The sequence below is a fragment of the Bacillus sp. JK106 genome (assembly GCF_053663355.1).
In genome coordinates this window covers 422,295-434,229 of sequence record NZ_JBSJQC010000003.1, presented here as the reverse complement: position 1 = coordinate 434,229, position 11,935 = coordinate 422,295, and the positions used below count along the sequence as shown (strand labels likewise).

14 protein-coding genes are annotated in these 11,935 nt (G+C 48.6%); 9 read left to right on the top strand and 5 right to left on the bottom strand.

Annotation, left to right across the window (positions count from 1 at the left end):
• Window positions 1-171: 171 nt before the first annotated feature.
• From ACWJJS_RS12485 to ACWJJS_RS12465, 5 genes are all read right to left on the bottom strand, one after another.
• On the bottom strand, window positions 172-384 hold the full coding sequence (locus ACWJJS_RS12485) for a spore germination protein (RefSeq protein WP_014305392.1): 213 nt from the start codon (window positions 382-384) through the stop codon (window positions 172-174).
• Window positions 385-510: 126 nt separating this feature from the next.
• Window positions 511-723 carry a spore germination protein gene (locus tag ACWJJS_RS12480; protein ID WP_003153183.1) on the bottom strand — a complete coding sequence of 71 codons (213 nt, stop codon included), beginning with the start codon at window positions 721-723 and terminating at the stop codon, window positions 511-513.
• A 126-nt stretch (window positions 724-849) separates the two neighbouring features.
• Window positions 850-1,968, bottom strand: a complete 1,119-nt coding sequence (locus ACWJJS_RS12475) for an NADH-dependent flavin oxidoreductase (RefSeq protein ID WP_003153184.1) — start codon at window positions 1,966-1,968, stop codon at window positions 850-852.
• Window positions 1,969-2,061: 93 nt separating this feature from the next.
• Window positions 2,062-2,199, bottom strand: coding sequence for a hypothetical protein (locus ACWJJS_RS12470; protein ID WP_014470646.1), 138 nt, complete (start codon window positions 2,197-2,199; stop codon window positions 2,062-2,064).
• 290 nt (window positions 2,200-2,489) lie between these two features.
• On the bottom strand, window positions 2,490-3,122 hold the full coding sequence (locus tag ACWJJS_RS12465; RefSeq protein ID WP_071391633.1) for a helix-turn-helix domain-containing protein: 633 nt from the start codon (window positions 3,120-3,122) through the stop codon (window positions 2,490-2,492).
• Window positions 3,123-3,268: 146 nt separating this feature from the next.
• Between ACWJJS_RS12465 and ytaF the strand changes: the two genes are divergently transcribed.
• From ytaF to ACWJJS_RS12420, 9 genes are all read left to right on the top strand, one after another.
• On the top strand, window positions 3,269-3,892 hold the full coding sequence (ytaF, locus tag ACWJJS_RS12460) for a sporulation membrane protein YtaF (RefSeq protein ID WP_454023618.1): 624 nt from the start codon (window positions 3,269-3,271) through the stop codon (window positions 3,890-3,892).
• A gap of 309 nt (window positions 3,893-4,201) precedes the next feature.
• Window positions 4,202-4,519, top strand: a complete 318-nt coding sequence (locus tag ACWJJS_RS12455; RefSeq protein ID WP_454023617.1) for a hypothetical protein — start codon at window positions 4,202-4,204, stop codon at window positions 4,517-4,519.
• Window positions 4,520-4,537: 18 nt separating this feature from the next.
• Entirely contained in the window at window positions 4,538-5,164 is a 627-nt protein-coding gene (locus tag ACWJJS_RS12450; RefSeq protein ID WP_454023616.1) for an N-acetylmuramoyl-L-alanine amidase family protein, read from the top strand.
• Window positions 5,165-5,251: 87 nt separating this feature from the next.
• Entirely contained in the window at window positions 5,252-5,989 is a 738-nt protein-coding gene (locus ACWJJS_RS12445; RefSeq protein ID WP_454023615.1) for a glycerophosphodiester phosphodiesterase, read from the top strand.
• A gap of 140 nt (window positions 5,990-6,129) precedes the next feature.
• Window positions 6,130-7,311 (top strand): acetyl-CoA C-acetyltransferase, encoded by a 1,182-nt coding sequence (locus tag ACWJJS_RS12440; protein WP_454023614.1) that lies wholly within the window; start codon window positions 6,130-6,132, stop codon window positions 7,309-7,311.
• Between the two features lie 19 nt (window positions 7,312-7,330).
• Window positions 7,331-8,182, top strand: a complete 852-nt coding sequence (locus tag ACWJJS_RS12435) for a 3-hydroxybutyryl-CoA dehydrogenase (RefSeq protein WP_024085587.1) — start codon at window positions 7,331-7,333, stop codon at window positions 8,180-8,182.
• A gap of 29 nt (window positions 8,183-8,211) precedes the next feature.
• Complete coding sequence (locus ACWJJS_RS12430) at window positions 8,212-9,345, top strand: acyl-CoA dehydrogenase (protein ID WP_014418343.1); 1,134 nt, start codon at window positions 8,212-8,214, stop codon at window positions 9,343-9,345.
• 23 nt (window positions 9,346-9,368) lie between these two features.
• A complete protein-coding gene (mmgD, locus tag ACWJJS_RS12425) occupies window positions 9,369-10,466 on the top strand; it encodes a citrate synthase (RefSeq protein ID WP_003153198.1) in 1,098 nt (365 codons plus the stop codon).
• Between the two features lie 25 nt (window positions 10,467-10,491).
• Entirely contained in the window at window positions 10,492-11,919 is a 1,428-nt protein-coding gene (locus ACWJJS_RS12420) for a bifunctional 2-methylcitrate dehydratase/aconitate hydratase (RefSeq protein WP_454023613.1), read from the top strand.
• Window positions 11,920-11,935 lie beyond the last annotated feature (16 nt).

Sequence of the window (11,935 nt, the reverse complement as noted above, 5' to 3'; positions counted from 1 at the left end):
GATTCCTTCTTTCCTTAATGAGATTCAGTACTCATGCTTTCAATCTGCATTCTATTCATCTTTAACTGAAATCATTCAAAACATGAGAAGGTGACCGCTGATGTTTAAAATCAAGTTTTCGGGAAATCATGCGCCTGCTTTATTTATGCAGTAAGGGCTGCATGGCAGCCCTTACAATGACTTCACAATATTCTGATCTGAAAATTGATGTTCAAACATTTTGGACTGGCTTACAGCATTGTTTTGAATGACAATGCCGATATTTCCCCCTCCGGCACCGAAAACGGTTTTTGATGCAGTCAGCGGACTGATGGATATGGCGCCGCCAACATTGACAACTCCGTTTCCTGATACGTTGTTTATCGTAATCGGGCAACCGCTCATTCTATTTTTTCTCCTTTCTCTCTCAGTCTACTAACTATATGTACGCTGTGATATTTGAATAAGATTAAACAAAACGGCAAAAAGAATCCGGCTGCTGCCAGCCGGAAAGGGAGGGAAATACGGATGTCATAATGTTTTCGTTACATTTTGATCAGAGTATTGAGAGTTTGAAGATTGAGATGTGCTGGATTGATTCATTTGCAGGACCATACCTGTATTTCCCCCTCCTGAGCCGTAGACGGTTTTTGATACGGTTAAAGGACTTATCGAAAACGCACCGCCGACATTGACAACCCCGTTTCCGGAAAGACTGTTAATCGTAATAGGGAAACCAGCCATCATATACGGTCTCCTTTCTATTAATCTATTTACTATATGTACGCTGTGTGTTGGAAATAAGAGTAAACAAAGCGGTAAAAACTTGTGAATCAAAAAAACTGCCGGACATCCGGCAGTTTTTTTAGTCTACTTTTCAAACGGCACCCAGCCGCCTGTATTCTGAATCATTTCCCATAACGGTTCAGGAAGTCGGTATTTCTCAATTTCAGATGCTTGAATGGCTTTTTCGATTTCCTGTTCGCGGCCTTCTTTGACCAGCACCGCCCATTCGGGGTTAATCAAAATGACACGTCCCAGAGCCACCAGCGGAATTCCGCTTTCTAATACGGCAAGCGCTTCGTCCGCGGTATAGATGGAACCGACGGCCATCAGCGGCACTTTATGGCCGACGCGTTCGTTTAATAAATCCATCCGGGTCCGTGAAGTATCCGCGCCGCGGCGGGCTTTGGAATTGACATCCATCAGTGAAATATGCAGATAATCCAAGTTCTCTTCCGCAAGCGCGTCGGCGAGCATGAATGTTTCTTTCATTGTAAGCCCCGGTGTTTCCGGCTCTTCCGGTGACAGGCGGTAGCCGAGAACGAATGGATTTTCAGCGTGTGTATCAATCGCCTGTTTGACAGCGTCAACGACTGCAAGCGGGAACGCAAGGCGCTTTTCATCGCTTCCGCCCCAGCGGTCTGTGCGCCGGTTTGTTTTCGGTGAATAAAATTGGTGAATCAGGTACCCGTTTGCCCCGTGAATTTCAACACCGTCAAAGCCGGCTTCAATCGCTCTGCGTGTCGCTTCGCCGAATGCTTTCACGATGTGCTCAATTTCTTGTTCGGTGAGAGCCCGGGACGTTTGTCTGCCGTCTTCTTCTGAGCCGCTCGGACTGACGACGTCGTTGTTTGGCACGAGTTCAGGAGGGCATTCCAATCCTCCGTGGTGAATCTGCACAACGGCTTTCGCTCCTTGAGACTGGATCGCCTGAGCGAGTTTTTTCAAGCCGGGAATGTGAGAATCATCATAGATGCCGGGCTGGCCTGGAAACGCTTTGCCGTCCGGCGTTACGTTTGCACATGCCGTAATGACCATGCCCATTTCTTTTGAACGGGGAGTAATGTAGCTTAATTCACGGTCGGAAATCGTTCCGTCATCATTTGATGAATAATGTGTCATCGGTGCGACTGAAATACGGTTTGGTATGGTGACGCCGCTTTCGAACGTAAAAGGTTCAAACAGCGGTTGATAAGTTTGCTTCATCATTTCGCCTTCTTCCTTAGGAGTTTAACTCGTCCGTATTCTAGCTTATGTTTTCATTGTGTGCAATTATTTTGCTTGTTCTTCTTCCGGAGGTTATGACCGGCTGAACCATTTAAACGAATGAAACGGTTTTCTCCGTTCCTTTTCAGGATCTTTATATCCTCCTGAAATTTGATGGCCGATCGAGCTGAATATGACAGCGGCGGCGAAGAGGAGAATGATTTTTTTCATATGCATATCTTCTTTCTTATCTTTTACAAGGTTATTTATAAGCATACGCTTGTGCGAAAAAACCGTCAATTTGTTTATTCTTTTTTCCACTTTCCTGCGGCGAATATCGTTCCGATCTGAATCACAACACTTAACAGAGCGCACACTGCCACTACTGTGTTGCTGTCCATAGAAGACACCCTCCTTTTTGTTAGGTTGATGTATCATATGACAGCTGTCTCTGTTTTGACAAAACCGTAATGCGGTGTTTCATATTTTTCAACACAAAAAGGGCGCTTTTTTAAGCGCCTTTACTTTTTTTTCAGCCGGTTCAAAGCGATTTGCACGGCGATGGCGTCATCCAGGTAGCCGATCGGAAACATGTAATCCGGAATGACGTCGGTCGCTAAAATATAATACAGCAGCGCGCTCCCGAGAATCGCGCGGTCTTCAGCCGGTGTTGATTCATCCATATACTGATGATGCATGTTTTTCAAATGATCAATAAAAGGGCCGACGCTTTCTTCATTGTCCATTTTCTTTTGAAACTCATCGCAAATCAGGCGATGGCCCTGCTGGGTTTTGGCGTATTGTTCATATCTGGTCAGTTCGCGCTCAATTTGCTCCCGGGAAAAAGGCTGATCAAACATCTCGGCCATATTCAGCATATCCTGAATCGCGTGCATCGGGTCTTGCGGCGCAGTTTCTTTTTCATGACCGATGTCTATGCCTGACGCCTCAAGCAATTCCTCCAGCGGGGTGCGGAGGTGTTTTGAAAATTCCTGAAGATGCTTTAAATTGGCCTTCTGTTTGCCGTTGATAATCCGGGAGATGGTGGCCGTATCAATGTTTGTTAAGGCGCCGAGCTTTCTCATGGAGAGCGAGTGCTTATCAAGCAGTGATTTTAAAAGGGGTCCCAGTGTCTTATTTTTATTTTCTGTCAAGGGTGTCACCTCGTTTCCGCCGGAATGATGATCGTCAATCAATAATTTTTGCAGAAAAGGTACCTTTTCTGTGCTGCTGAATAGGATAGTGTAGATTCAACGGCACAACATGTTGAAAAGACATCAAAGAATGGAGAGAAACGAACATGGCTTGGTTATTGATTTTAGGTTTGGCAGTGTCCTCAAGCATTGATAATTTAGGAGTGGGGATGTCATACGGCATCAGAAAAATCAAAATATCGCATGCGTCAAATATGATGATCGCTTTTATCTGTTTTGTATTCAGTTATATCGGAATTTATTTCGGAAAATGGATTTCAGCCGTTTTACCGGGCTTTCTTCCTGTATTGCTGGCGGCGTTTATTTTATCTGTCATCGGTATCCGCATCATTCTGCTGGCTGTGCCGAGAAAAACAGCGCGTGTTGGCGCGTCAGGAAAAAAAGGCCGTTTTGCCGGTCTGCTGCAAAATCCGGAGGCAGCGGATGCCGACGGTTCGGGAGAAATCGGTATATTGGAATCCATGGTTCTCGGGGTGGCCGTATCCGCAAATGCGCTGACCAACGGATTAAGCGCGGGGTTGATCGGGCTTTCTCCTGCTGCCATTTCCATCACTGCGGCGATCGGAAGCTTTCTGACCATATGGATCGGCTGCTCGCTTGGAAAAAAAGCCGCGTCATTGCGCATCGGTTCTTTTCACGTCGGACAGTTCAGCACGGTGCTGAGCGGAGTGATTATTCTCATCATTGCCGCCGATACGCTGTTCTTTTAAGTTGTCCCGTTCATTTTATGAAAAGCTCAAAATAAATATGAATGTTTCTATTCGGGAGAGTGCATGACGCGGCTCTCTTTTTTTTGCCGATCTGATATTTTTTCAAAATGAACAGAAAGTCGTCCGTTTCCGTTAAATTCTGCATATTCGGCCTTCAGACAGAACCTTTTTCATAGACTGATCAGCTTGTTTTCTTTCTAAGTTCAGGTAAACAGCAGGTCAGATAGCCTTCATTCCAAATATGGAAAAGCGCTGGAGGAATGGAGGCTCCCTTTACAAATCGGCCAATCTGTTCAAAGATAAAGCCGAATGAGAAAACGTGAGGTGATCTGTGTGAAGTCTGTCATACTTCTGATCTTCACCGCATGGCTGTTATCAGGCTGCGAGTATACCGCGGAGGCTGATGCGGCGCCGTCATTTACACAGGAAGGAACATTTATAAAAGCGGCCGGAAACGATGCGATCGCGGTCGAAATTGACGGAGAAAGGCAAGAGGTGAAGGTGCCTTTCGCTAAGCGGTTTGAATGTCAGTCTCTGCCTGAACATACGGCGGTGCAAATCACCTATAAAAAAGAGAGCAACGGACAATTACGGCTTGAGAAACTGAAAAAAGAAACAGATATGTGAAAACGAGGAGGAAAAAACGTGGGTTTACTGACAAAAAGCGCTGCTGCCTTCGGTGCCGCTCTGCTTCTGCTTGCGCCGTCCGCTTATGCAGCCGAACCTTTGCAAGGGAAAACCATTTATATCGATGCCGGACATGGCGGAGAAGACAGCGGGGCCGGCGGAAATGGACTGCTTGAGAAAAACATCAATTTAGCGGTGTCAAACAAGGTGATCGCCAAATTGGAGACAGAAGGCGCAAAACCTGTAGCTTCAAGGACTGACGATACTTTTTTACGTTTGGACGAGCGGGTGGCGAAAGCGGGCGCCAGCCAATCCGATTTATTCGTCAGCCTCCATACGAATTCAGCCGTATCAACGGCATCGGGCACGGAAACGTATTTTAATTCGACATATGAAGGCGCGGACAGCGAAAGGCTTGCTTCCGACATTCAGCAGCAGCTTGTCACGTCTTTAGGGATGAGGGACAGAGGCGTAAAAGAAGCTCCTTTTTATGTTATTACATATTCAAAGATGCCGAGTGTGCTGGCTGAATTAGGTTTTATCACAAATCCTCAAGATGCGGACAAGCTGAAAAGCGATAACGGACAAGAGCATGCCGCGGACGCCGTTGTAAACGGAATCGAAACCTATTACAGCGGACGGTAATGATAAAATATGTGTAAATAGCGCCCTCCTGATGTGCATAACGATTATAATAGAGAAAACCGATGACAAACATCTGAGGTGACACATATGACGAATATTTTTGCCCACCGGGGGGCGTCGGGCGACTGCCCTGAAAATACGATGCCCGCATTCAAAAAAGCGATTGAGGACGGGGCTGACGGAATCGAACTTGATGTACAGATGACAAAAGACGGCCGGATCGTGGTCATTCACGATGAAACCCTCGACCGCACGACGTCTTTGAAAGGATTTGTGAAAGATACGGCGTATGACAAAATCAGAACCGCCGATGCCGCCGGAAAATGGAAAGATGCTTTTAAAGGTGTCAGAGTTCCGCTTTTGTCAGATGTGCTGCGTTTTGCGGAACGTGCTGATTTTCTGATAAACATTGAGCTGAAAAACAGTGTATTCCGTTACGAAGGAATGGAAGAAGAAGTGATTAAAAAAGTCAGATATTACGGACTGGAAAAGCGCGTTATTTTTTCTTCATTTAATCATGAGAGTCTCGCGGTTTGCCATGCCCTGGCGCCTGAAATTGAACGGGCGGTGCTGACAATGGATGTGCTGTACCGGCCTGAACGGTATCTTGCCGCCATTCCCGCTTCGGGTTATCATCCGAAGCTCGGTACGCCTGCGGTCAGCGCTGAAGTGATCAAACATCTTGCAAAACACCAAGCGGCGCTCCGTCCGTTCACTGTCAATCGTCCTGAGGATATGAAGCAGATGATGAAAGCGGGGATTGACGCAATTTTTACCGATTATCCAAAGCTGGCTGTTTCTATAAAAGAAGAATGCCGCAGCTGAGAAGACTGTTCAGACAGTCTTCTTTTTTTATGGGCGGGAAAAAGGCGGTGCACTCATAACTCGGTCAGCCGGTTCATATATTGTAACAGGGCGTTTTCTGTAAGCGTTATCTTTTATCTTATTGAAAGTGAGGCAAAATTGTGGGAAAAACGGTTATCGTCAGTGCGGCAAGAACGCCGTTCGGAAAATTCGGCGGTGCATTAAAAGAGGTAAAGGCAGCCGAGCTTGGCGGCATTGCCATAAAAGAAGCAATGAAGCGCGCCGCTATCAGTGAAAGCGAAGCGGAAGGAGCGGTGATAGGAATGGTCGTCCAGGCGGGTGCCGGGCAGATTCCGGCACGGCAGGCTGCAAGATATGCCGGGCTTCCGTGGTCCGTTCCGGCTGAAACCATTAATAAGGTCTGTGCATCAGGGCTCAGGGCTGTTACCATCTGTGATCAAATGATCCGGGCGAAAGATGCGGACGTGCTGATTGCAGGCGGAATGGAAAGCATGAGCAACATTCCGTACGCCATTCCGGCCGGCCGCTGGGGTGTGAGGATGGGGGACGGGGTTTTTCAGGATTTAATGGTTCATGACGGGCTCACCTGTGCGTTCGACCAGGTGCATATGGCTGTCCACGGAAGCACTGCGGCCAAAAAGCACGGCATTTCCCGGGATGAACAGGATCATTACGCTCTTTTGAGTCAGAAACGCGCGGCTGAGGCGGCTGAGGCGGGCAAATTGCGTGAAGAAATTGTCCCCGTCACCTGGATCGGCAAAAAGGGCAAACAGCATATCGTTGAAGCGGATGAGGGGCTGCGTCCTGATACAAGCCTTGAGCAGCTCGCAGCGCTCAAGCCAATTTTTACAGCCGACGGAACGATTACAGCCGGAAATGCTCCCGGTGTAAATGACGGGGCCGGAGCATTTGTGCTGATGTCAGAGGAAAAAGCAGCAAAGCAGCATGTCAGGCCGCTCGCAGCAATACTTGGCTTTGCGTCAGTCGGACTGGAAGCGTCCGAGCTGGCAAGCGCGCCGGGAGAGGCCATCAGCCGGCTCTTGAAAAAAACCGGACTGTCCGTTGACGATATTGATTTGTTTGAAGTAAATGAAGCATTTGCGTCCGTCGTGCTCGTGAGTGAAAAAATAGCCGGGTTCAGCCGGGAGAAAGTGAATGTAAACGGAGGGGCAATCGCGTTCGGCCACCCGATCGGCGCAAGCGGAGCGAGAATCATCATGAGTTTAATATACGAATTAAAGCGTCGCGGAGGAGGTTTAGGCATAGCGGCTATATGCAGCGGAGCGGCTCAAGGAGATGCCGTCCTGCTGGAGGTGTACTGATCAAAGGAGGGAGCGCCGGATGAAGATGAAAACAATCATGGTCGCAGGTGCCGGTCAGATGGGGGCAGGCATCGCTCAGACGGCTGCAGAAGCCGGGTTTGCCGTCAAGTTATACGATTGGGAGCCGGAAACGGTAACAAAAGGTCTTCACCGCATAAAGACAAACCTGGAGAAAGAGCAGGCAAAAGGACGGAAGTCACAGCAGGAGACAGATGCCGTTTTCAGCCGTATTTCCCCGGCAGAGCTTACAGAAGCGGGAGATGCTGATTTTATCATTGAAGCCATTGCCGAAAACAAAAAAGCAAAAGCGGAATTGTTTGACACACTTGATAAAATCTGTCCCCCTCATGCCGTATTGGCAAGCAATACGTCTTCTCTTCCCATTACGGAGCTTGCCGCGGCCACAAAAAGGCCTGAAAAAGTAATCGGCATGCATTTTATGAATCCGGTTCCTGTCATGGAGCTTGTCGAAGTCATCAGAGGACTCGCCACATCGGAAGAAACGGCGGAAACAGTAAAGAAGCTTGCCGTCCGGATGAATAAAACCCCTGTCGAAGTCAATGACTTCCCGGGCTTTATATCTAATCGCATATTAATGCCGATGATTAACGAAGCCGTTTATTGCCTTTACGAAGGAGCAGCTTCAAAGGAAGCGATTGATGAGGTGATGAAGCTCGGCATGCGTCATCCGATGGGCCCTTTAACGTTAGCTGATTTCATCGGGCTGGATACGTGCCTTTCCATTATGGAGGTTCTCTACGCGGGGCTCGGAGATCCGAAATACCGCCCATGCCCTCTGCTCAGAAAATATGTCAGCGCCGGCTGGCTCGGCAAAAAAAGCGGGCGCGGTTTTTATGAGTACGGCAGATGATGTAAAGATCATGAGGGGAGACGGCAGCCATGCATTTTACAGAAGAGCACATCATGATGAGGAAAATGGTGCGTGATTTTGCCCGCAAGGAAATCGCGCCGGTGGTTGAGCTCATGGAATCAACAGATGAATTTCCGGAGCGGCTGATTAAAAAAATGGGCGAAGCGGGATTGATGGGCATTCCCGTCCCGGAAGCTTACGGCGGGGCGGGTGCTGATACAACATCTTACATTTTAGCGATTCATGAAATATCAAAAGTCAGCGCGGCCGTCGGCGTCATTTTGTCCGTCCACACATCGGTAGGGACAATCCCGATTTTGCATTTCGGGACAGAAGCCCAAAAACAAACGTATATTCCGAAGCTGGCAGCGGGCGAATATATTGGGGCATTTGCGCTTACTGAGCCTCAATCCGGATCTGATGCGGGAAGTCTGAAAACAACAGCCGTGCGAAAAGGCGGTTCATATATTCTGAACGGTTCAAAAATCTTTATTACAAACGGCGGAGCGGCTGATCTGTATCTGACATTCGCCATAACCGATCCGGGTAAAGGGAGAAAGGGAATTTCGGCGTTTATCGTTGAAAAAAACACACCCGGTTTTTCTGTCGGAAAAAAAGAAAAAAAGCTCGGATTGTTAGGTTCCAATACTGTCGAATTGCAGTTTGACCAAGCGGAAATTCCGATTGAAAACCGGCTCGGCGAAGAGGGCGAGGGTTTTTCAATCGCCATGAAAAACCTTGACGTCGGACGGATCGGCATAGCGGCTCAGGCGCTCGGGATTATCGAAGCGGCGCTCGGCTGCTCGGTGGAGTACGCCAAAACCCGCAGCCAGTTCGGCAGACCCATCGCTTCGAATCAGGCCGTTTCATTTAAATTATCTGACATGGCAACGAATGCGGAAGCTGCCAAATTATTGGTCTATCATGCTGCTGATCTTTATCAGCGAGGGCTTCCGTGCGGAAAAGAAGCATCTATGGCGAAGCAATTCGCGTCCGATGCGGCGATGAAAGCGGCGGTGGAGGCTGTGCAGATTCACGGCGGCTACGGCTATATGAAAGAGTATCCCGCGGAGCGTTTATTTCGGGATGCGAAAGTCACGCAAATCTATGAAGGAACCAATGAGATTCAAAGGCTGATTATTTCTAAGTATCTTCTTCAATAAAAAGTGCGCAAAGGAGCGAAACCATGGAATCTTATTCTCCCGGTTTAGATGGCGTCATTGCGGTGGAAACGGGGATTTCTTTCCTGGATACACAGCAGGGCAGTATTTTAATCAAAGGCCACGATCTGATTGAGCTTTCTAAAACGGCCGGCTATATGGACATTGTTCATCTCTTATTGGAAGACAGACTTCCTGATGCGAAAGAGAAGAAGGCGCTAGAAGAAGACGTTCGGCGCGGCGGACACCTTCCCGAGGAAATCTTGCGTATATGCCGTCTGCTGCCCGAACGTACTCACCCGATGGACGGACTGAGGACAGGTTTGTCCGCGCTTGGAGGCTTTGATAAGGATATTGATAACCGCACCTCTTCTGTAAATCGGCACCGTGTCCGCGGGCTGATAGGCAAAATGCCCAATCTGACCGTCAACAGCTATCGAGTCATCAACGGACTGGAGCCTTTAGCGCCTGTCGGAACCTTATCGTACAGCGCAAACTTTTTATATATGATTACCGGAAAAACGCCGTCCTCCTTGGAAGAAGAAATATTCGACCGGTCGCTTCTTTTATACAGTGAGCATGAATTGCCGAACTCAACGTTTACGGCCCGTGTCATTGCTTCGACGCAATCGGATATTTACGGCGCGCTGACCGGAGCCGTCGCCTCGCTTAAGGGAAACCTTCACGGCGGAGCGAACGAAGCGGTTATGTACATGCTTGAGGAAGCGAAGGATACAGACGGGTTTACACAATTATTAACTCAAAAACTCGCAAACAAAGAAAAAATCATGGGCTTCGGCCACCGCGTCTACATGAAAAAAATGGACCCGAGGGCGCTCATGATGAAAGAAGCATTGAAAAAACTGTCTGATCTTTCAGGCGATTTCCGTCTTTATCATATGTGTGAAGCCGGAGAAACCGTCATGCGGGAGAAAAAAGGCCTTTATCCGAACTTAGATTACTACGCAGCGCCGGTTTATTACATGCTCGGCATCCCGATCCCGCTGTATACGCCTATATTTTTCAGCGCACGGACGGTCGGACTGTGCGCTCATGTCATTGAACAGCACAGCCGAAACCGGCTTTTCCGCCCGCGTGTCCGCTATACCGGAGCGCGCCTGTAAACAGATGAGAAAGGAAGATGAAAACATGACAGAACCCCGCCGAATGGATGCTGTAATCGAAGAGATTTCTGACTACGTGCTCCATCAGGAGATTGACAGTTCAGAAGCTTTCACTACGGCAGGACATGTGCTTCTTGATACGATAGGCTGCGGAATTTTGGCGCTCAGCTATCCCGAATGTACAAAGCTGCTCGGCCCGATTGTCCCGGGAACCTCCGTGCCCAACGGCAGCAGAGTCCCGGGCACGCCTTTTGTTTTAGACCCGGTCACGGCTGCCTTTAATATCGGCTGTATCAACAGGTGGCTCGATTATAATGATACGTGGCTTGCGGCCGAATGGGGGCATCCGTCTGACAATCTCGGAGGCATATTGGCTTGTGCGGATTATATATCCAGAGTGCGGATTTCAGAAGGGAAAGAACCGCTTACCGTGCGTGATGTGCTTTGCGCAATGATCAAAGCGCACGAAATTCAAGGAATTCTCGCTTTGGAAAACAGTTTAAACAGAGTCGGGCTTGACCATGTGCTGTTTGTGAAAGTGGCGACTGCGGCTGTTTGCGCACAAATGCTGGGCGGCTCAAGAGAGGAAATCAATAACGCCGTATCTCACGCTTGGATTGATAATTCAAGCCTCAGAACGTATCGTCATGCGCCGAACACCGGATCACGCAAATCATGGGCGGCCGGCGACGCGACGAGCAGAGGGGTATATTTGGCCCTTATGGCGCAAAAAGGTGAGATGGGGTACCCGACGGCTCTGACCGCATCTGGGTGGGGATTTCAAGACGTATTATTTAACCGGAAGGAAATGAAGCTTGCCCGCCCGCTTGGGTCCTATGTGATGGAGAATGTTCTGTTTAAAGTATCCTACCCGGCTGAATTCCACGCCCAGACAGCGGCGGAATGCGCGGTCCGGCTTCATCCGGAGGTGAAAGACCGCATCGAAGACATTGACAGGATCACGATTATGACCCATGAGTCGGCAATCCGGATTATCGATAAAAAAGGGCCGCTTCACAATCCGGCTGACCGGGATCACTGCCTCCAGTATATTACGGCAATCGGGCTGCTTTTCGGAGATATCACGGCGGATCATTATGAAGAGGAAACGGCGTCTGACCCGCGAATTGATACATTGCGGAGCAAAATGGAGGTGACGGAACACAAAGCGTACTCAATAGATTACTTAGACCCGAATAAGCGATCCATCTCAAATGCCGTACAGGTGCATTTTACAGACGGCACGGCTACGGGACGGATTGAATGTGAATATCCGCTCGGGCACCGATTCCGCAGAAAAGAAGCCGTTCCGAAGATTCTTGCCAAGTTTTCAGCAAACATCAGCACTCATTTTTCATTGAAGCAGCAGCGGAAAATCGAAGAGGCCTGTAAAGATAGCGGCCAAATGCAGAAGCTCAGCGTTAGTGAATTTATGGACTTATTTCTCATATAAATTAGGAGGGTGACAA

Excerpts from the sequence above, each read along its gene's own strand:
- ACWJJS_RS12455 (WP_454023617.1), top strand. The coding sequence starts at position 4,202 with ATGAGAAAACGTGAGGTGATCTGTGTGAAGTCTGTCATACTTCTGATC.
- ACWJJS_RS12470 (WP_014470646.1), bottom strand. The coding sequence starts at position 2,199 with ATGAAAAAAATCATTCTCCTCTTCGCCGCCGCTGTCATATTCAGCTCG.
- ytaF (WP_454023618.1), top strand. The coding sequence starts at position 3,269 with ATGGCTTGGTTATTGATTTTAGGTTTGGCAGTGTCCTCAAGCATTGAT.
- ACWJJS_RS12475 (WP_003153184.1), bottom strand. The coding sequence starts at position 1,968 with ATGAAGCAAACTTATCAACCGCTGTTTGAACCTTTTACGTTCGAAAGC.
- mmgD (WP_003153198.1), top strand. The coding sequence starts at position 9,369 with ATGGAATCTTATTCTCCCGGTTTAGATGGCGTCATTGCGGTGGAAACG.
- ACWJJS_RS12430 (WP_014418343.1), top strand. The coding sequence starts at position 8,212 with ATGCATTTTACAGAAGAGCACATCATGATGAGGAAAATGGTGCGTGAT.
- ACWJJS_RS12435 (WP_024085587.1), top strand. The coding sequence starts at position 7,331 with ATGAAGATGAAAACAATCATGGTCGCAGGTGCCGGTCAGATGGGGGCA.
- ACWJJS_RS12485 (WP_014305392.1), bottom strand. The coding sequence starts at position 384 with ATGAGCGGTTGCCCGATTACGATAAACAACGTATCAGGAAACGGAGTT.
- ACWJJS_RS12480 (WP_003153183.1), bottom strand. The coding sequence starts at position 723 with ATGGCTGGTTTCCCTATTACGATTAACAGTCTTTCCGGAAACGGGGTT.
- ACWJJS_RS12445 (WP_454023615.1), top strand. The coding sequence starts at position 5,252 with ATGACGAATATTTTTGCCCACCGGGGGGCGTCGGGCGACTGCCCTGAA.
- ACWJJS_RS12420 (WP_454023613.1), top strand. The coding sequence starts at position 10,492 with ATGACAGAACCCCGCCGAATGGATGCTGTAATCGAAGAGATTTCTGAC.